Origin of the sequence: Mycobacterium rhizamassiliense (assembly GCF_900157375.1) — a bacterium.
In the GTDB taxonomy this organism is placed as follows: domain Bacteria; phylum Actinomycetota; class Actinomycetes; order Mycobacteriales; family Mycobacteriaceae; genus Mycobacterium; species Mycobacterium rhizamassiliense.
In genome coordinates this window covers 2,179,822-2,198,699 of the sequence record NZ_LT721901.1, presented here as the reverse complement: position 1 = coordinate 2,198,699, position 18,878 = coordinate 2,179,822, and the positions used below count along the sequence as shown (strand labels likewise).

General features: G+C 66.7%; 19 protein-coding genes. 10 read left to right on the top strand and 9 right to left on the bottom strand.

All coding sequences use genetic code 11. The features are described 5' to 3' along the window. Window positions 1-27: 27 nt before the first annotated feature. Both macS and MRAB57_RS10715 read left to right on the top strand, forming a co-directional pair. Window positions 28-1,185: a MacS family sensor histidine kinase gene (gene macS, locus MRAB57_RS10720; RefSeq protein WP_077087543.1), complete on the top strand. Its 1,158-nt coding sequence runs from the start codon at window positions 28-30 to the stop codon at window positions 1,183-1,185. Then, on the top strand, window positions 1,178-1,837 hold the full coding sequence (locus MRAB57_RS10715; protein WP_077090532.1) for a response regulator: 660 nt from the start codon (window positions 1,178-1,180) through the stop codon (window positions 1,835-1,837). The genes macS and MRAB57_RS10715 overlap by 8 nt, the downstream gene beginning before the upstream one ends. On the opposite strand, the gene MRAB57_RS10710 is transcribed toward MRAB57_RS10715, so the two are convergent. Then, entirely contained in the window at window positions 1,834-3,129 is a 1,296-nt protein-coding gene (locus MRAB57_RS10710) for an acyltransferase family protein (RefSeq protein WP_077090533.1), read from the bottom strand. The genes MRAB57_RS10715 and MRAB57_RS10710 overlap by 4 nt on opposite strands. Window positions 3,130-3,210: 81 nt before the next feature. Continuing rightward, entirely contained in the window at window positions 3,211-4,863 is a 1,653-nt protein-coding gene (locus MRAB57_RS10705) for an acyl-CoA synthetase (protein ID WP_077090531.1), read from the bottom strand. A gap of 64 nt (window positions 4,864-4,927) precedes the next feature. Here MRAB57_RS10705 and MRAB57_RS10700 point away from each other — a divergent pair, with 64 nt between their 5' ends. Together MRAB57_RS10700 and MRAB57_RS10695 are read left to right on the top strand one after the other, a co-directional pair. Further along, window positions 4,928-5,740: a crotonase/enoyl-CoA hydratase family protein gene (locus MRAB57_RS10700; RefSeq protein ID WP_077087542.1), complete on the top strand. Its 813-nt coding sequence runs from the start codon at window positions 4,928-4,930 to the stop codon at window positions 5,738-5,740. Window positions 5,741-5,844: 104 nt separating this feature from the next. After that, window positions 5,845-6,705: a hypothetical protein gene (locus MRAB57_RS10695; protein ID WP_077087541.1), complete on the top strand. Its 861-nt coding sequence runs from the start codon at window positions 5,845-5,847 to the stop codon at window positions 6,703-6,705. 33 nt (window positions 6,706-6,738) lie between these two features. Here the strand turns inward: MRAB57_RS10695 and MRAB57_RS10690 are convergent, their stop codons facing one another. Genes MRAB57_RS10690 through MRAB57_RS10680 form a run of 3 tightly spaced genes read right to left on the bottom strand, consistent with a single transcriptional unit; the run spans window position 6,739 to window position 9,745 of the window. Continuing rightward, window positions 6,739-7,932 (bottom strand): cytochrome P450, encoded by a 1,194-nt coding sequence (locus tag MRAB57_RS10690; RefSeq protein ID WP_173814015.1) that lies wholly within the window; start codon window positions 7,930-7,932, stop codon window positions 6,739-6,741. Between the two features lie 11 nt (window positions 7,933-7,943). Next, window positions 7,944-8,660, bottom strand: coding sequence for an acetoacetate decarboxylase family protein (locus MRAB57_RS10685; RefSeq protein WP_077087539.1), 717 nt, complete (start codon window positions 8,658-8,660; stop codon window positions 7,944-7,946). 44 nt (window positions 8,661-8,704) lie between these two features. Then, entirely contained in the window at window positions 8,705-9,745 is a 1,041-nt protein-coding gene (locus MRAB57_RS10680; protein WP_077087538.1) for an LLM class F420-dependent oxidoreductase, read from the bottom strand. 81 nt (window positions 9,746-9,826) lie between these two features. Here MRAB57_RS10680 and MRAB57_RS10675 point away from each other — a divergent pair, with 81 nt between their 5' ends. Genes MRAB57_RS10675 through MRAB57_RS10660 form a run of 4 tightly spaced genes read left to right on the top strand, consistent with a single transcriptional unit; the run spans window position 9,827 to window position 13,504 of the window. After that, window positions 9,827-10,831, top strand: coding sequence for a Zn-ribbon domain-containing OB-fold protein (locus tag MRAB57_RS10675; protein WP_077087537.1), 1,005 nt, complete (start codon window positions 9,827-9,829; stop codon window positions 10,829-10,831). A gap of 14 nt (window positions 10,832-10,845) precedes the next feature. Further along, complete coding sequence (locus MRAB57_RS10670) at window positions 10,846-11,907, top strand: thiolase domain-containing protein (protein WP_077087536.1); 1,062 nt, start codon at window positions 10,846-10,848, stop codon at window positions 11,905-11,907. Beyond that, the gene (locus MRAB57_RS10665) at window positions 11,907-13,100 is read left to right on the top strand and encodes a thiolase domain-containing protein (RefSeq protein ID WP_077087535.1); all 1,194 of its coding nucleotides are present in this window, start codon (window positions 11,907-11,909) and stop codon (window positions 13,098-13,100) included. Before MRAB57_RS10670 ends, MRAB57_RS10665 begins: the two co-directional genes overlap by 1 nt. Further along, window positions 13,097-13,504 carry a nuclear transport factor 2 family protein gene (locus tag MRAB57_RS10660; protein ID WP_077087534.1) on the top strand — a complete coding sequence of 136 codons (408 nt, stop codon included), beginning with the start codon at window positions 13,097-13,099 and terminating at the stop codon, window positions 13,502-13,504. Before MRAB57_RS10665 ends, MRAB57_RS10660 begins: the two co-directional genes overlap by 4 nt. Here MRAB57_RS10660 and MRAB57_RS10655 read toward each other — a convergent pair. Then, complete coding sequence (locus MRAB57_RS10655) at window positions 13,501-14,025, bottom strand: gamma carbonic anhydrase family protein (RefSeq protein ID WP_077087533.1); 525 nt, start codon at window positions 14,023-14,025, stop codon at window positions 13,501-13,503. The two genes, MRAB57_RS10660 and MRAB57_RS10655, sit on opposite strands and share 4 nt — an antisense overlap. Window positions 14,026-14,140: 115 nt before the next feature. Between MRAB57_RS10655 and MRAB57_RS10650 the strand changes: the two genes are divergently transcribed. Then, the gene (locus tag MRAB57_RS10650) at window positions 14,141-15,328 is read left to right on the top strand and encodes a 3-ketosteroid-9-alpha-monooxygenase, oxygenase component (protein WP_077087532.1); all 1,188 of its coding nucleotides are present in this window, start codon (window positions 14,141-14,143) and stop codon (window positions 15,326-15,328) included. A 2-nt stretch (window positions 15,329-15,330) separates the two neighbouring features. Next, window positions 15,331-15,777: a hypothetical protein gene (locus MRAB57_RS10645; protein ID WP_077087531.1), complete on the top strand. Its 447-nt coding sequence runs from the start codon at window positions 15,331-15,333 to the stop codon at window positions 15,775-15,777. A gap of 6 nt (window positions 15,778-15,783) precedes the next feature. Here the strand turns inward: MRAB57_RS10645 and MRAB57_RS10640 are convergent, their stop codons facing one another. The 3 genes from MRAB57_RS10640 to MRAB57_RS10630 are packed head-to-tail and all read right to left on the bottom strand — an operon-like array spanning window position 15,784 to window position 18,835. Next, window positions 15,784-16,929, bottom strand: coding sequence for a sulfotransferase family protein (locus MRAB57_RS10640; RefSeq protein WP_077087530.1), 1,146 nt, complete (start codon window positions 16,927-16,929; stop codon window positions 15,784-15,786). Then, the gene (locus MRAB57_RS10635) at window positions 16,929-17,711 is read right to left on the bottom strand and encodes an SDR family oxidoreductase (protein WP_077087529.1); all 783 of its coding nucleotides are present in this window, start codon (window positions 17,709-17,711) and stop codon (window positions 16,929-16,931) included. Before MRAB57_RS10635 ends, MRAB57_RS10640 begins: the two co-directional genes overlap by 1 nt. Then, window positions 17,708-18,835, bottom strand: coding sequence for a hypothetical protein (locus MRAB57_RS10630; protein WP_077087528.1), 1,128 nt, complete (start codon window positions 18,833-18,835; stop codon window positions 17,708-17,710). Before MRAB57_RS10630 ends, MRAB57_RS10635 begins: the two co-directional genes overlap by 4 nt. Between the last annotated feature and the right edge of the window lie 43 nt (window positions 18,836-18,878).

Here is an 18,878-nt window from a genome sequence, read left to right as displayed (position 1 = left end):
GGAACCACGCCGCCCACAAACCGACCTATGCTGAGCCCGATGGCGTCTCCCGGTCCCGACCCGACCGCGCCGCTGTGGCGCGCGGCGCAGGTGTTCCGTCTGGTGAGCTGCGTCTACGCCCTGGGCTTCCAGATCGCCATCAACCCGGATCTACGCAGGCCCATGCTGGGCTGGGTGCTGTTCGCCGTGCTGCTCGGCTGGAGCGCGGCCTGCGCCGCCGCGTATCTGCGCGGCTTCGGCCGCAGGCCCGCGTGGGTGATCGCCGAAATCGTGATCGTCGTGCTGCTGATGGCGTCCAACCCGATCGTCACCAACCCGCAGTGGGCCAGCGACAATCAGACCTGGCCGACGACGCTGTGGGCCAGCAACCCCACCATCTCGGCCGCGATCCAGTTCGGTCCGGTCGGCGGCACCCTGACGGGGTTGATCGTGATGATCGCCAACTTCGCCGCCAAGAACTACTTCGCCCTCAACCTCGGGCACAACGCCACGATCATCATCGAGGTGGCGATCGGCGCGGCGTTGGGCATGGCCGCGCAGACCGCGCGCCGCGCGCACGAGGAGTTGCAGCGGGCGGCCCGGCTCTCGGCCGCCGTGGCGGAGCGTGAGCGGCTATCGCGCGAGGTTCATGACGGCGCCATCCAGGTGCTGGCGCTGGTCGCCCGGCGGGGCCACGAAATCGGCGGCGCCACAGCCGAGCTGGCGGATCTCGCGAGCGAGCAAGAGCGCGCGCTGCGGCGCTGGGTCACCTCCGCCGGCATCGACCACGACGGTGACGGCAAGACCGTCGACTTCCGCTCGTTGCTGCGCCGCAGGGCATCCGATCGGGTGTCGCTGAGCCTGCCGGGAACCCCGGTGCCCCTTGCCCGTTCGGTCGCAGCGGAATTGGACGCGGCGGTCGGCAACGCCCTGGACAACGTGGGCGCGCACGCGGGCCCCGACGCGCAAGCATTCGTCCTCTTGGAAGACCTCGGCAATTCGGTCACGGTGTGCGTTCGCGACGATGGGGTGGGCATCGCCACCGGCCGCCTACAGGAAGCGGCCCGGCAGGGACGCCTCGGGATCTCCAAGTCGATCGTGGGCCGGTTGACGTCGCTGGGCGGCAGCGCCGAGTTGCACACCGGCGAAGGTGACGGCACCGAGTGGGAGCTGTGCGTGCCGCGAGGGGGTGAACGCCATGGCTGACGCAACGACGGTGATGGTCGTCGACGATCATCCGATCTGGCGCGAGGCGGTGGCCCGCGACCTCGCCGAGGGCGGCTTCAACGTCGTCGCCACCGCCGATGGCGTGGCCGCCGCGCGACGCCGGGCGGCGGCGGTCAAGCCCGACGTGGTGGTGATGGACATGCAGCTTGCCGACGGCGATGGCGCGGCGGCCACGGCCGAGGTGCTGGCGGTATCGCCGTCCTCGCGGGTGCTGGTGCTCTCGGCGTCGGACGAGCGCGACGACGTCCTCGAGGCCGTGAAGGCCGGGGCCACCGGGTATCTGGTCAAGAGCGCGTCTGCGTCCGAACTGGCCGACGCCGTCGAGGCCACCGCGGCGGGCCGGGCCGTCTTCACCCCGAGCCTGGCCGGGCTGGTGTTGGGCGAATACCGGCGCATCGCCCAAACCAAGGACGCCGGGCCCTCTCGCCCCAGCCTCACCGAGCGCGAGACCGAGGTCCTGCGCTATGTGGCAAAAGGATTGTCCGCCAAGCAGATTGCCGAGAGGCTGTCGCTGAGCCACCGCACCGTCGAAAATCATGTCCAGGCGACCTTCCGCAAGCTTCAGGTGGCCAATCGAGTGGAGTTGACCCGCTATGCCATCGAGCACGGGCTGGATACCGAGGCCGACTAGTCTCGCCGGACGGCGGCCAGCGCCCGGGCGGACACCAGGCCCGACACGACCACGCTGACGCACACGAGGCCGTCGTCCTTGAGGCCCCACTTCACCAGCGCAAGCGTCGCTGCCCCCGCGATGCAGAGCAACGCGCCGATGACCGCGCCACGCCGCGCCGAGGTGACGGCCGGGACACCGTCCCATCCGGACAGCGGGTTGTTCTCCAGGGGTCGCAGCGCGACGAACAGCACCGCCACCACCAAGCTCATGATGAGCACCTGCGCGATGCTGACGGCCAGGAAGTCGGGCTGGCCCGGGTACCGCGGGTGGCCAAGGTAATCGAAGACCACCTGCACGGCCAGCAGCGCGGGCATGTGCCACAGGTACAGGGTCATGGCGCCGGAGTTGCCGAACGCGGTCCACCACCACACCCGCGGCCGCTGCGCCCACCGGGCGATCGCCGGGGCGGCAGCAATTGCCAACGCGCTCAAGATGATTGCGTGTCCGGCCAGCAGCAGCGAGGGCGGGCTGGTGTTGGAGAGGTGATGGTCGCCGGTGCCGACCATGCTCAATTCGTAGGGACCCCAGCGCACCAGCGCGACATCGACGACGAACAGCGTCAGCGCCGTGACGAGAGCGATACGTGCGGTGAGCAGTTGGCGGCGGTAGGCGATGCCGAACATGGCGGGAATGAGCCAGACCGAAAGGTTGAGATAGCCCAGCGGTGCCGCGGCGGTCCAGTGCAGCCGCGCCGCGTCGATGGCCGCGATGGTTCCGTACACCGCGAGCACACCGACGGCGAGGCGGGCGGGCGTGGTGATCCTGGACAACACCGGCATCGCGGCCAGCACCAGGACGTAGGCGCCCAGAAACCACAGCAGCTGCACGCTGACCCCGGCGATCGGCTCGTAGACATGTTGCGGGAGAAGCGGATACAGCGCGGTCAGTGCGACGGCCCAGAACGCAAGGTAGTAGAACACCGGCCGGAACAGCCTGGTGCAGCGGTTCATCAGCCAGCCGCCCCAGTTGGCGCCGGGGCGCCAGGACGACACGCACGCGGCGGCGCCGGCGAAGAAGAACAGCGGCATGATCTGCAAAAGCCACGTCATGGCCTGAAACACCGGTGAAGCGGTGAGCAGGTTTTCCCAAATGAATACGTGACCGCGGATGATGCTGATCGCCATCACGGTGTGGCCGAGCACCACCCCGACCAGGGAGACGATGCGGATGACGTCGATGGCGCGGTCGCGATCGGCCGGTGTGCTCGCGGCCAGCTCCGCGGGGCCGGGAATGCCGGTGAGTGTTTTCATCTCGCCAGCATCGCCGGAGAGCACACGCGCATGCGCGTGCATTTCTACGCGTCAGGCGTGAGTAGTACTACTCAAATCGCGTCAGGCAGAGATGTGCGCCGAGTGCACGTCGTCGGCGGGCCGCGCCTCGGTCTGTTCCTTGGCCCAGCGGTAGTCCGGCTTGCCGGCCGGTGAGCGCTTCACCTCGTCGACCAGCCAAAGGCTGCGCGGCACTTTGTATCCCGCGATCTCCGAGCGCACGAACGCGTCCAGCTCCGAGAGCGCCGGCCGCGTTCCCGGGCGGGCCTGCACCACCGCGGCCACGTGCTGGCCGTAGCGGGCGTCGGGCACGCCGACGACCAGGGCGTCGAAGACGTCGGGGTGACCCTTGAGCGCGGCCTCGACCTCCTCGGGGTAGATCTTCTCGCCGCCGCTGTTGATCGACACCGATCCGCGGCCCAGCATCGTGACGGAGCCGTCCTCCTCGACCGTCGCCCAGTCACCGGGGATGGCGTAGCGGACGCCGTTGATGGTCTTGAACGTCTCGGCGGTCTTCTTCTCGTCCTTGTAGTAGCCGACGGGAATGTTGCCCTTTTTGGCGATGAAGCCGCGGACGCCCGAACCCGGCTTGACCTCGTTGCCGTCCTCGTCCAAGACCACGGTCTTGTGATCGATCGTCACGCGCGGGCCGCCGGCGTGCGGGGCGTCCTTGGCGACGACGCTGGTGCCGCCGAACCCGGTCTCCGAGGAACCGATGGAATCGGTGATGACCCGGTTGGGCAGCAGCTCGAGGAACTTCTCCTTGATGCTCGGCGAGAACAGCGCCGCGGTGGACGCGAGCAGGAACAGCGACGACAGGTCGTACTCGTTGCCCTTGTCCTGGTGGGCCAGCAGCGCGTCCAGCAGCGGTCGCGCCATCGCGTCGCCGGTGAAGAACAGCAGGTTCACCTTGTGGTCGTGAATCGTGCGCCAGACCTCGTCGGCGTTGAATTCCGGTGCCAGCACGGTGGTTTGGCCCGAGAAGATCGACATCCAGGTGGCCGACTGCGTGGCGCCGTGGATCATCGGTGGGATCGGGTGGCGGACCATCGGCGGGTTGGCCGCAGCGCCCTTCGCCAGGTCGTACTCGTCGGCGATGAATTCGCCTGTGGCGAAGTCGGTTCCGCCGAACAGCACCCGGTAGATGTCCTCGTGGCGCCACATCACGCCCTTCGGGAAGCCCGTCGTGCCACCCGTATACAGCAGGTAGATGTCGTCGGCGCTGCGCGGGCCGAAGTCACGCTCGGGCGAGCTGTTGGCGGCCGCCGAATAGAACTCGACGCCGCCGTAGCGGCCGAAGTCGTTGTCGCTGCCGTCCTCCACCACGAGGATCGTCTTGACGTTGGGCGTCTCGGGCAGCACGTTGGCGACGCGGTCGGAGTACTGGCGCTCGTGCACGAGCGCGACCATGTCGGAGTTGTCGAACAGGTAGCGAAGCTCGCCCTCGACGTAGCGGTAGTTGACGTTCACCAGGATGGCGCCGGCCTTGATGATGCCGAGCATCGCGATGACGATCTCGATGCGGTTGCGGCAGTAGAGCCCGACCTTGTCGTCCTTGTTGACGCCCTGCTCGATGAGGTAGTGCGCCAGGCGGTTGGCCTTCTCCTCCAATTGGGCGTAGGTCAGCTGCTCGTCACCGCAAATGAGGGCGACACGGTCGGGCACAGCGTCGATGGCGTGTTCTGCGAGGTCGGCAATATTCAGGGCCACGGCCACCAAATTAGAACGTGTTACATTTCTTGACAAGTTCATGCTCGATGTGGAGTGAAAGGCGGTAGCCGTGGCCGAGGCGCCAGCAAACGAACCAACGGGACCCGACGCCCTAGTGGAGCAGCGCGGTCACACCCTGATCGTGACCATGAACCGGCCGCACCGGCGCAACGCCTTGAGCACGGAAATGATGGAAATCATGGTCCAGGCCTGGGACCGCGTCGACAACGATCCCGACATCCGCGTCTGCATCCTGACCGGAGCCGGTGGCTACTTTTGCGCCGGCATGGACCTCAAGGCAGCAACCCAGAAGCCGCCGGGCGATTCTTTCAAGGATGGCAGCTACGACCCGTCGCGGATCGACGCTCTGCTCAAGGGCCGCCGGCTCACGAAGCCGCTGATCGCCGCCGTCGAGGGCCCGGCCATCGCGGGGGGCACCGAGATCCTGCAGGGCACCGACATCCGGGTTGCCGGCGAGAGCGCCAAGTTCGGTATCTCGGAGGCCAAGTGGAGCCTGTATCCGATGGGCGGCTCCGCCGTGCGGCTGGTGCGCCAGATCCCCTACACGGTCGCCTGCGACCTGCTGCTGACCGGACGCCACATCAGCGCCACCGAGGCCAAGGACATGGGCCTGATCGGCCACGTCGTGCCCGACGGGCAGGCGCTCACCAAGGCGCTCGAGATCGCCGAGATCATCGAGAACAACGGCCCCCTTGCCGTGCAGGCAATCCTCAAGACGATCCGCGAGACCGAGGGAATGCACGAGGAAGAGGCCTTCAAGCCCGACACCGCCAACGGCATTCCGGTGTTCCTCTCCGAGGACTCCAAGGAAGGCCCGCGGGCGTTCGCCGAGAAGCGCAAGCCCAACTTCCAGAGCAAGTAGCGCTTTAGCGCCGAGCGTGTAGTCATTGCGAATTCTCGGCCGGGTTCTCACGCTGAGTGCACGCTCGGTGAGCGTGTCAGTGCCGCGCGCGACACTCCCCGACTATGGGACCGTTCATCGGGAGCGAGGCCGTCGCATCCGGCATCGTGACGCCGTACGCGCTGCGCAGCCGCTTCGTTGCGATCCACCCCGACGTCTATCTACCAACAGGCACCGAGCTCACCGCTCGGTCCCGCGCCCACGCCGCGTGGCTATGGTCGCGGCGCCGCGGCATCGTGGCGGGAAGCTCCGCGGCCGCGCTGCATGGCGCCAAGTGGATTGACGATCGCGCATCCGCGGAGTTGCTTTACGCCTATCGGCGTCCGCCAGCTGGCATCAGTACGTGGTCAGATCTAGTCGCCGAGGACGAGAGGGCACTCATCGCCGGCCTCCCGCTGACGACACCGGCGCGGACCGCGCTCGATCTTGCCTGCCGCTATCCCGTCGTCAAGGCGGTTGCGGCCATCGACGCGCTCAGTCGCGCAACGGGTCTCAAGATGGCTGAGGTCGAGATGCTGGCCGAGCGTTACCGGGGACACCGCAACATCAGGCGCGCACGCCGGGCGATGCGTCTGGTCGACGCCGGAGCCGAGTCACCCCGCGAAACGTGGCTGCGGCTGCTACTCATCGAGGCGGGCTACCTGCGACCGCAGACCCAGATCACCGTTTACGGCCAGTACGGCGAGCGCGTGGGAGTGCTCGACATGGGCTGGGAGGACATCAAAGTCGGCGTCGAGTACGAGGGCGACCACCATCGCACCGACCGCAGACAATTCAACCGGGACATTGCGCGTTACGAAGCACTGTCCGACCTCGGCTGGATCGCCATCCGTGTCACGGCCGAGGACACCCGAGGCGGGATTCTGGCGCGGGTGGCCGCGGCCTGGGCACGGCGAATGTGCACTCAGCGCGGACAATCAGCGTGAATCTCGCAGTGGGTGCACGTTCGGCGAACACGTCTACGCCAGCGGCGCGGTCGGGCTGAACGCCACCGGCATCTTCTCCAGGCCGGACACGAAGTTCGCGGGACGCAAGGGCAGCGGCGCGTCTGGAGACGCCAGCCGCATGTCCGGCAGGCGTTGCAGCAACCGCGTCTGCATGATCGACAGCTCGAGGCGGGCGAGCTGGTTGCCAAGACAGAAGTGCGTGCCGAAGCCGAACGCCAGGTGGTTGTTCGGGTAGCGGTCGATGTTGAAGCTCTCCGGGTCGTCGAACACCTTCTCGTCGAAGTTCGCCGACTCGAACAGCAGGATGATCTTCTCGTCCTTTTTCAGTTGAGTGCCATGGAATTCGGTGTCGGCGGTGATCGTGCGCGCCATGTTCTTCACCGGCGCGGTCCAGCGCAGCATCTCTTCGATCGCGTTGGGCAGCAGGCTCAGATCGCCCGCCAGCCGCCGGTGCTGGTCGGGGTGCAGCAGCAGCTGGCGCGTCCCGCCGGACAGGGTGTGACGGGTGGTCTCGTCGCCGCCGATCAGCAGCAGCAGCACCTCGGTGACGATCTGGTGGTCCTCCAGGCCCGCCCCTTCGACCTCGGCGTGCACCAGCACGCTGACCAGGTCGTCGGTCGGTGCCTTCTTGCGCTCCTCGATCATCCCCATCATGTACTGGCTGTAGGTGGCGAAGGCCTCCATCGTCACCTGGACATCCGCCTCGGCGGCGGTGCTGCTCAGCGAGCTGACCAGATCGTCGGACCACTTGAGGAACATCGCGCGTTCCTCGGGACGCACACCGAGCATGTCGCCGATGACCGCCATCGGCAGCGGCGCGGCGAGGTCCCAGACGAAGTCACACTCGCCGCGTTCGCACACCGCGTCGATCAGCGTGTCGCACAGCGACGTGATCGAGGCCTCCAGGTTCTTCACCCGCTTGCGGGTGAACCCGTAGTTGACGAGCTTGCGGCGCAACAGATGTTGCGGATCGTCCATCTCGATCATCATCTCGACGCCGGGCTGGTCGGGCCGGATGCCGCCGGCATTCGAAAACAGCTCGGGGTTGCGCTCGGCCTCGATGACGGACTGATAGGTCGAGGCCGCGGCAAGTCCGTTGCGGTCCCTGAAGACTGGCTCGTTCTCGCGCATCCACTTGTAGATGGACCGGGAGTCGCCGGCGTAGAAGGCGCCGTCCGTCAAGTCGACGTCGGGCTTGGTCTTCACATCGGGAAGGGTCATGAGATCTCCTGGGCGTCGCCGAATGTCATTTGCACGTGGTCAGAGGAGCTGGAAACGATCGCGCGCTTCGGAAGTCCCAGCGATGCAAGCTCTTTCGCGTAGGGATGATCGCCCAGCCGGACGCGCGCGCCGCCGATACGGGTCCGCACACCGTCCAGGGTGTGCTCGAAGGCGGTCTCGCGGGTGATGCCGTCGCGGTGGGAGTAACTGCGCTGCGCCTGCTCGCGGGGGGTCAGCCGGAACGGCAGCCCCCGGCCGAAGTCCATGCTGATCACCAGCTGGCCGTCTATCGCACAGTCGAACCCGAACTGACGGCCTTCGCGAATCGTGAAGTCCGCCATGACTTTCGGGTAACCCCAGATCTTGGTTCCGGCTTCCAGTGTGAACGGCTGGTCGACGGGCAGGTGGTGGATGAAGGCGCCGGCGTCGCCGAGAGCGCGCGGCCCGCTGGCGTTCGACCCCGGCGGGTTGACCATGATGCTGGTGCCGAACTCGTAGTACTGACCCAGGTCGCCGTCGATGTAGTGCATCAGCATCAGGACCGCGACCGCGCGGCCGGGCAGATAGCGACAGACCTGCAGGCCGCTGTAATCGATCAGCTGCTGCGCGGCATCGGCGTTCACCGAGAACATCGCCATGTGCTGGTTTGCCTCGCGGATCCTCACCGGCATGGTGAGGACGGTGCCCGCGATAGTGTGCTGAGACACAGTCATCCGGTCAATCTAGAACCCGTTCTATTGACGGGGCAAGCCTGGGCCTAGATCAGCGCGGCGAGCTCGTTTACCTGCTCGGTCGAGCGGCCGGAGACCACCATCATCGTGACGCCCGCGGCCTCCCAGGCCTTGATCTGCTTACGGACGTAGTCGACGTCGCCGACGATCGCGGCGTCGTCGATGACCTCGTCCGGGATGATCTCGGCGGCCTTCTCCTTCTGGTTGCTGCGGAACAGCTTGGTGACGTCGTCGACCACCTCGGAGTAACCCATCCGGCGGTAGACGTCGGCGTGGAAGTTGGTGTCCTCGGCGCCCATCCCGCCCATGTAGAGCGCGATGTAGGGCTTCATGGCCGCGAAGGCGGCGGCGCGGTCCTCGGTGATGACGATGTTGGCCGTCGCGCAGATCTCGAAGTCCTTGCGGCTGCGGCGGGCACCCGGGCGGGAGAAGCCCTCGTCCAGCCACTCGTTGTAGGTGTCGGCCATCCGCGGGGTGTAGAAGATCGGCAGCCAGCCGTCGCAGATCTCGGCGGCCAGCGCGACGTTCTTCGGCCCCTCGGCTCCCAGCATGATCGGGATGTCAGCGCGCCGCGGATGGGTGATGGGCTTCAGCGGCTTGCCCAGGCCGGTCGCGGGCCGCCCGGGCCCCTCCTTCAAAGGCAGCGGGTAATGGGGGCCGTCGCTGGTCACCGGCTCCTTACGGGCCCAGACCTGCCGGATGATGTCGATGTATTCGCGCGTGCGGGCCAGCGGCTTGGGGAACGACTGGCCGTACCAGCCCTCCACCACCTGCGGGCCGGACACGCCCAGCCCGAGGATGTGCCGGCCGCCGGACAGGTGGTCGAGCGTCAGCGCGGCCATCGCGCACGCCGTCGGAGTCCGCGCGGAGAGCTGAACCACCGACGTGCCCAGCCGCACCCGCTGCGTCGACGAACCCCACCAGGCCAGCGGCGTGTACGCGTCCGAGCCCCAGGCCTCGGCGGTGAACACGGCGTCGAATCCGGCTTCCTCGGCCGCGGCGACGAGCTCCGCGTGATTCTCCGGCGGCTGAGCGCCCCAATATCCGAGCTGCAAACCCAGCTTCATTTCTTCGCCTTTCCTCACCAGAACGGACCCGACAACAACCCAGTGTTGAAACGGTTCTTAGAACCTGTTCTACTCGAAGGCGTGACAGCCACTTCGAGCGGCCCGACCACTATCGATCACTCTGAGCCGCCTCTCTCCGCGCCGTTAACCCTGGCATTCGACTACACCCGTTCAGTCGGAACCACGCTCGGTGAGTTCTTCACCGCACTGCGTGACCACCGCGTCCTGGGGGTACGTGGATCGGATGGCCGGGTGCATGTGCCACCGGCGGAATACGACCCGGTTACCTACGAACCGCTGGGCGAGATGGTACCGGTGTCAGCAGTCGGGACCGTCGTCTCCTGGACCTGGCAGCCCGAGCCGCTGGGCGGCGAGCCGCTGGACCGGCCGTTCGCGTGGGCGCTGATCAAGCTCGACGGCGCCGACACTCCCCTGATCCACGCCGTCGACGCCGGCGAGCCGGACAAGATCAGCACCGGCGCCCGCGTGCACGTGCACTGGGCAGCCGAGACGGTGGGCGCCATCACCGACATCGCGTACTTCAAGCCGGGCGACGAGGAAGAGCCGGCCGAGCCCGAGGGGCAAGCCTCAGCGAGCGATAAAGACCCGGTCACCATGATCGTCACGCCGGTCTCGCTGACCATCCAGCACACGGCCTCGCACGAGGAGAGCGCCTACCTGCGCGCCATCGCCGAGGGCAAGCTGCTGGGCGCCAAGACGGGCAAGAAGGGCAAGGTCTACTTCCCGCCGCACGGCGCCGACCCGGCCACCGGCCAGCCCACCACCGAGTTCCTCGAGCTGCCCGACAAGGGCACGGTGACGACGTTCGCGATCATCAACATCCCGTTCCAGGGCCAGCGCATCAAGCCGCCCTACGTGGCGGCCTACGTTCTGCTCGACGGGGCCGACATTCCCTTCCTGCACCTGGTTGCCGACATCGACGCCCACGAGGTGCGGATGGGCATGCGCGTGGAGGCGGTGTGGAGGCCTCGCGAGGAGTGGGGCTTTGGCATCGACAACATCGAGTTCTTCCGGCCTACCGGTGAGCCGGACGCCGACTACGACACCTACCGCCACCACCTGTAAAGGCCAATCTGCACATGAGCGAACGCACTGTTGCGGTCGTCGGCTTCGCCCACGCCCCGCATGTCCGCCGTACTGACGGCACCACCAACGGCGTCGAGATGTTGATCCCGTGCTTCGCCCAGCTGTACGAAGAGCTGGGCATCGCCAGGACCGACATCGGCTTCTGGTGCTCAGGATCGTCCGATTACCTTGCCGGACGGGCATTCTCGTTCATCTCGGCGATCGACTCGATCGGCGCCGTGCCGCCGATCAACGAGTCGCACGTCGAGATGGACGCCGCCTGGGCGCTCTACGAGGCCTACATCAAGATCCTGACCGGCGAGGTCGACACCGCGCTGGTGTACGGCTTCGGCAAGTCCTCGGCCGGGATCCTGCGGCAGGTCCTGTCGCGGCAGACCGACCCCTACACCGTCGCGCCGCTGTGGCCGGACTCGGTGTCACTGGCCGGACTGCAGGCCCGCGTCGGGCTGGACAGCGGCAAGTGGACGGCCGAGCAGATGGCGCAGGTCGCGCTCGACTCGTTCGCCCAAGCCGAGCGCAACGACTCCGAGAAGCCGGCCAAGAGCATCGACGAGCTGCTGTCCCGCCCGTTCTTCGCCGACCCGCTGCGCCGCCACGACATCGCGCCGATCACCGACGGCGCGGCCGCGATCGTGCTGGCCGCCGGTGACCGGGCCCGCGAGTTGCGCGAAAACCCCGCCTGGATCACGGGAATCGAGCACCGCATCGAAACGCCCGTGCTCGGCGCGCGCGACCTCACCGTGTCGTCGTCCACGGCAGCTTCGGCCAAGGCGGCCGAGGCGTCCAAGGGCGGGATCGAGGTGGCCGAGATCCACGCGCCCTTCAGCCACCAGCACCTGATCCTCACCGAAGCGATCGGGCTATCGGGCAAGACGAAGGTGAACCCGTCCGGCGGCGCGCTCGCTGCCAACCCGATGTTCGTCGCCGGTCTGGAGCGGATCGGCTTGGCGGCACAACACATCTGGAACGGATCAGCCGAGCGGGTCCTTGCGCATGCCACCAGTGGGCCTGCGCTGCAACAGAACCTGGTCGCGGTCATGGAAGGGAAGAACTGATGGCCGGCGCGGGAGCACATCTGGCCGCGGTACTGGGTACCGGGCAGACCAAGTACGTGGCCAAGCGCAAGGACGTTTCGATGAACGGCCTGGTGCGCGAGGCGATCGACCGTGCGCTGGAAGATTCGGGTAGCACGTTCGACGACATCGACGCGGTCGTGGTCGGCAAAGCGCCCGACTTCTTCGAGGGCGTCATGATGCCGGAGCTGTTCATGGCCGACGCCATGGGCGCGACCAACAAGCCGCTCATCCGGGTGCACACCGCGGGTTCGGTCGGCGGTTCCACCGCGGTGGTCGCGGCCAGCCTGGTGCAGTCCGGCAAGTACCGCCGGGTGCTGGCGATGGCGTGGGAGAAGCAGTCGGAATCAAATGCCATGTGGGCGTTGTCGATTCCGATCCCCTTCATCAAGCCGGTCGGCGCGGGCGCCGGCGGCTACTTCGCCCCGCACGTCCGGTCCTACATCCGCCGGTCGGGCGCACCGCTGAACATCGGCGCCATCGTCGCGGTCAAGGACCGGCTCAACGGTGCCCGCAACCCGCTGGCCCACCTGCACCAGCCGGACATCACCGTGGAGAAGGTGATGGAGTCCCCGATGCTGTGGGACCCGATCCGCTACGACGAGACGTGCCCGTCCTCCGACGGCGCCGCCGCGGTCGTCATCGGCAACGAGGAGATCGCCGAAGCCCGTCTGGCGCAAGGACAACCGGTGGCGTGGATTCACGCGACCGCGCTGCGCACCGAGCCGCTGCAGTTCTCCGGGCGCGACCAGGTCAGCCCGCAGGCCGGCCGTGACGCGGCCGCCGCGCTGTGGAAGGCGGCCGGGATCAAGAGCCCGATCGACGAGATCGACGCCGCGGAGATCTACGTGCCGTTCTCCTGGTTCGAGCCAATGTGGTTGGAAAATCTCGGTTTTGCCGCCGAGGGCGAGGGCTGGAAGCTCACCGAGGCCGGCGAGACCAAGATCGGGGGGCGGCTTCCGGTGAATCCCTCCGGCGGTGTGCTGTCGTCGAACCCGATCGGCGCCTCGGGCCTCATCCGCTTTGCCGAGTCGGCGATCCAGGTGATGGGCAAGGGCGGCGACCACCAGGTGCCGAACGCGCGAAAGGCGTTGGGACACGCCTACGGTGGCGGTTCGCAGTACTACTCCATGTGGGTGGTCGGTGCCGACAAGCCGCAAAAGGTGGACGCGTGACCGACCATCCCGCGCACGAGGCCGGCAGGCGCTCGCGGGAGGCGGTCATCGCCCGGGACAAGGAAGCGTGGCTGGCGGTGTTCGCCGACGACGCCATCGTCGAGGACCCCATCGGACCGTCGCCCTTCGACCCAGAGGGCAAAGGCCACCGCGGCCGCGACGCGATCTCGGAGTTCTGGGACAAGGTCATCGCCCCCACCACCAAGATCGAGTTCTACTTCCGCGACACCTACGAATGCGGCAACGAGGAAGCCAACGTCGGGCACATCCTGATCACCACCGGCGACTACCAGACCACCGCCGAAGGCGTGTTCACCTACAAGGCGAACGCCGAGGGCCAGATGCTCGCCCTGCGCGCGTATTGGGAGATGGAACGCGCCATCGCGAACACGGCCAAGGTCTAGAGCTCCTCGAGCCCGGCCAGATGGCGCTGCGCCAGGTCGCGGTAGGCCTGCGGATTCACGTTGAGCCACATTTCGGCGCCGGTACCGGCGATCGGCCCCTTGATCTGTGCCGGCGCCCCGACGGCCAGCACCCCGGACGGGATCTGGCTGCCGGCGGTCACCAGCGAATGCGCGGCGACCAGACTGCGGGCGCCGATCACCGCGCCGTCGAGCACCGTGGCGTGGTTGGCGATCAACGCCTCGGATCCGACATGGACCCCGTGGATGACGCACAGGTGGGCAACCGTCGCGCCAGGGCCGATGTCGACCGGGATACCGGGCGGGGCATGCAGCACCGATCCGTCCTGCACGTTGGCGCCTTCCCGCACGACAATCGGCCCATAATCGCCGCGCAGCACGGCGTTGAACCACACCGACGCGCCCGCCTCCACGGTGACGTCGCCGATCAGGGTCGCAGTCGGCGCCACGAAGGCGGTGGGATCGATCCGCGGCGCGCGTCCCTCGAATGCAAACAGTGGCATCGTTTAGATATACCCCAGAATGAATATCCCATGGTTAGGACCGCTGTCATTGCGCGTCCACGGCACAAAACTGTAACGTGTTCTAGTTAGAGGGCTAGCAAGTTGGAGGTAACTGGTGAGTACCGACACCAAAGCGGTCGGGATCCGGGAGATCGACCCCGGCGCCTTGCCGACCAGATATGCCCGTGGCTGGCACTGCCTGGGCGTCGCGAAGGACTTTCAGGACGGTAAGCCGCACTCGATCGAGGCGTTCGGCACCAAGCTGGTGGTCTTCGCCGACTCGCACGGCGACGTCAAGGTGCTCGACGGCTACTGCCGCCACATGGGCGGGGACCTGTCGGAGGGCACGATCAAGGGCGACGAGGTCGCCTGCCCGTTCCACGATTGGCGCTGGGGCGGGGACGGTCGCTGCAAGCTGGTGCCGTACGCAAAGCGCACGCCGAAAACGGCGCGCACCCGGTCGTGGGCGACCGACATCCGCGGCGGACTGCTGTTCGTCTGGCACGACCACGAAAACAACCCGCCGGACCCCGCCGTCCAGATTCCCGACATCCCGGAATCCCACAGTGACGAGTGGACCGAGTGGCGGTGGAACAGCATCCTCATCGAGGGGTCCAACTGCCGCGACATCATCGACAACGTCACCGACATGGCGCACTTCTTCTACATCCACTTCGGATTGCCGACGTACTTCAAGAACGTCTTCGAGGGCCACATCGCCTCGCAGTACCTGCACAACGTGGGCCGGCCTGACGTCAACGACCTGGGCACCTCCTACGGCGAGGCGGAGCTGGATTCCGAGGCATCCTATTTCGGGCCGTCGTTCATGATCAACTGGCTGCACAACAGCTACGGCGGCTTCAAGGCCGAGTCGATCCTGATCAATTGCCACTACCCGGTGACCCAGAACTCCTTCCTGCTGCAGTGGGGCGTCATCGTCGAAAAGCCCAAGGGCATGGACGAAAAGATGACCGACAAGCTGTCCAAGGTCTTCACCGAGGGTGTGAGCAAGGGCTTCCTGCAAGACGTCGAGATCTGGAAGCACAAGACCCGCATCGACAACCCGCTGCTGGTCGAGGAAGACGGCGCCGTGTACCAGCTGCGCCGCTGGTATCAGCAGTTCTATGTCGACGTCGCCGACATCGAGCCGGAGATGGTGCAGCGCTTCGAGATCGAGGTGGACACCACCCGGGCCATTGAACACTGGAACGTCGAGGTCGCTGAGAACCTGAAGACCAGGGACTCCGAATCCGATGGGGCCGAATCGGTTTCCGACGACGTCCCGGCCAAGCAACACTCGTAGCCATGTCCGACGATCGGCCGGACGTTCCCGACGTCGACCGGCTCGCCCGGTCGATGCTGCTGCTGCACGGCGACCATCACGACCACGATGAGTCACCCGCGCGCAACGGCGGCTCCGGGACATGGTCGAAGTCAAGGGATTTCAGCAACGACCCCCAGCGCGCCGCGGCCGTCGCCGAGGCCAGCCGCGCCGACCGCGAGCGCTACCTGACGTCGGGGCTGCTGCCGGTGGACTGCCGGTTCTGCCACGTCACCGTGACCGTGCGCAGGCTGGGGCCGGGACACACCGCGGTGCAATGGAATTCCGAGGCATCGCACCGGTGTGCCCACTTTGCCGAAGTGCGTGAGTCCGGCGGCGACCCGGCGCGAACCAGGTCGTGCCCGAGGCTTAGCGACAGCATCGAACACGCCGTCGCCGAAGGCTATCTCGAGCGTCCGGACGAAGACTAGACCGGCCTACAGCCCGGCGAACCGCTCTTTGACCTCATCGGCGGTCAGCCCGTAGTCGGCCAGCGAGTACTTGTGCTTCGGGGCCCGGGCGCCGGTCTGGCTCTCGGCGTGGCTGTCCTCCATGGCCTTTCGCGCCTCGTCGGTCAGCGTCATGCCGAAGTGGCCGTACACGTTGGCGACGGTTCCGAGCGGGTCGTCGATCAAGTCGCGATAGTCAACGTCATAGAACTGAGCCGGGTTGTGCTTGGCGCGTGCGGTATTGAACTGTTCCAAGCCGCGCGACCAGGTTTCCATCGCGTCGGCACCGATCTGGTCGCCCGAGAAGGTCGTCGACCAGCCCTCGGCGGTGTGCTGCGCCAGCGAGCACATCGAACCCATGATCGTCTCCACCGGCCGGTGCGTCTGGATTACCAAGGCATCCGGGTAGGTCGCCATCAACGCGTCCAGCGCGAACAGGTGGCTGGGATTCTTGAGCACCCAACGCTTTTCGACGTCATTGAGCCCGATCAACTGAAGGTTGCGGCGGTGCCGCTGATAGGACGGCGTCCAGTCCTGTCCCGACAGCCACCGCGAATAGGTGGGCAGGTGCGACAGCGTCTCGTAGGACACCGAATGCAGCGACTGCCGCAGCAGCTGCCAGCACTCCTCCAGCTCGTAGGCCGCCATGAAATGCAGGCCGGTGTATTCCGGATTCTCCGCGTGCGCCTTTTCGAACTGCGCATTCAGCGTGCTGTACCACGGGTTGGAGTCCCAGGTGTCGCGCGGTGGGCGCGGCTGCGGGAATTCGGCCAGCCACAGATGCAGGCCCTGATGAACCGGGTCCGCGCCGAGCAGGCGGTGCAGGATCGTGGTGCCGGTGCGGGGCAACCCGGTGACGAAGATCGGCCGCTCGATGCCCACCTCGGCGTGCTGCGGGTATTGCTTCCAGGCGGACTCGGCGAACAGCCTGGCCACCAGCGCGCCGCGCAGGAAGAACCGATTCATCTTGCTGCCCAACGGCGTTAGGCCCGCATCACTCCGGTACGACTCGAGGAGCACCCCTAGCGCCTCACGGTAGTTGTCGTCGTCGACGCCGAAGTCGTCGAGCCCGACCAGCTTGGTGGCCGACGCTTGCATGTCCTCGACGGTGCCGACGTCGGTGCGCTCCGCCATCAGGTGTGGTACTCCCCGCAGTTGACGTCCAGGGTCTGGCCGGTGATGCCGCTCGAAAGGTCGCTGGCCATGAACAGGATCGCCGAGGCGACCTCGTCCTCGGTGGGCAGCCGCTTGAGGTCGGAGTCGGCCGCGGTGGCCGCATAGATCTGATCGGCCGTCGTGTCGTACTTGCCGGCCTGGTGGTTGAAGTAGCCCTGCAGCGTCTCGCCCCAGATATAGCCGGGTGCAACGGAATTGACGCGGATTCCCTGCTCACCCAGCTCGGTGGCCAGCGAATGCGACATGGACAGCAGCGCGGACTTGGCCATCTTGTAGGCGCCGTACTTCGCCTGCGAGTGCCGCAGCACCATGGAGTTGACGTTGACGATCGAGCCCTTCGCCTCGGCCAGCGCCGGCGTGAAGCCCTGGATCAGCCGCAGCGCGCCGAGCGCGCTGAGTTCGATCGCGTCGCGGATGTGCTGGAAGCTGGTGCCCGAGAACGGTTTCAGCGACGGCACCCGGAACGCGTTGTTGATCAGCACGTCGACCTTGCCGTAGGCCTCCAGGGTGGCGTCGACCAGGTTGCTCACCTGGTCGTCCTCGGTGATGTCGGTGCGCACCGTCGTCGCTCGGCCTCCGAGGTCGGCGATCTGCTTGGCGACGTCGTCCAGGCGTTCCGGCGTGCGGGCCGCAATCACCAGGTCGGCGCCCTCGCGCGTGCATCGGTGCGCCAGCGTCGTACCCAGACCCGGGCCCACGCCGCTGATCACCACTACCTTGCCGTCGAGCAACTTCGTCATCCCAGCATCCTTGCCTGAATTTGTTGGTGGCGCAGCGAAATTCGCGCGCGCCAGTCGTCTTCGGAAATCTTGTTGTGGTCGAAATACGGCAGCGCGGCCGGCACCTTGTCGATGTCGACCACGTCGACCGTGGGGCCGTCCGCATCGGTGAGCTCGCGCGACACCCGCTGCCAGCGGAACTGCAGGAAACCGCGCCGGTGGCCGAGTGTCTCGGTCCAGTTGGTCACTCCCGGGTTCTGGTCGGCGACGACAATGCGCACCTTGCCGTCCGGATCCGCTTGCGCCTGAGTGTTGTTCAGCGAGGTCTGGTGGTTGATGTAGTCCAGCGAGATGTACCACAGGCTGCCCAACTGGAAGCCGAGGTAGGGCGCGTCGGAGACCGGGATGGTGACGATCATCGCCTGGTCCGGTCGCAGGTCGAAGTGCCCGACCGACGAGTACTGCGTGGACAGCCCCCCTGGAGTCAGCCGCGGCGGCACCATCGTGTTGACCGGCAGGTCCAGATAGAACCACTGCGGAAACTGCAGCCAGGTCTTCACCCGCTGGACGAGCTGCTTTCCGGCTGTGGCGTAACGCCTTTCGATGAGCTCGCGGGTCAACGGCGGCGGCGCCGTGCCGGCCGTGTCCAGCCGGGATATCGCCAGCGTGCCGCGCTGCGCCGACCAGTCGCCGTACACCTCGCGGATCACCAACTGCCCGGGGCTGGTCGGCCGCACCCGCCACTCGAAGGTGCCGTCGGGCGCGATCTCGAGCTCGCGGTCGTCGAACGCGGCCTGGCTGACGGGCACGAAGTCGTCGGTGTACTCGCCGCCGAGCAGCTGGAAACTCAGGTCGGTGGTGGTTCCCCGCCTGCCGGTGACCACGTAGTCGTGGTTGGCATGCACCCGGGTACCGAAGTAGAGGGTGTCGGGGTTGTCCAGGCCCATCTTGGTGAACGGCCCGGTGCCCGATTGTAGGAAGGGATGGTCGCGGTCGTAGTCGACGGCCAGGTGGATGCAGCCCGAGATGCAGCCGGCCAGATACTGCAATCCTTCGAGTAGGTCGGCTTCGGTCTCGATGAACGGTGCGTCGGCCACCAACTGCTCGGCCTCTGCGATCGCTTCGGTAAGGGGATTAGAGAACACGCCTAGACGCTAGAACGTGTTCTACTTTTTCGTCAATGGCGAA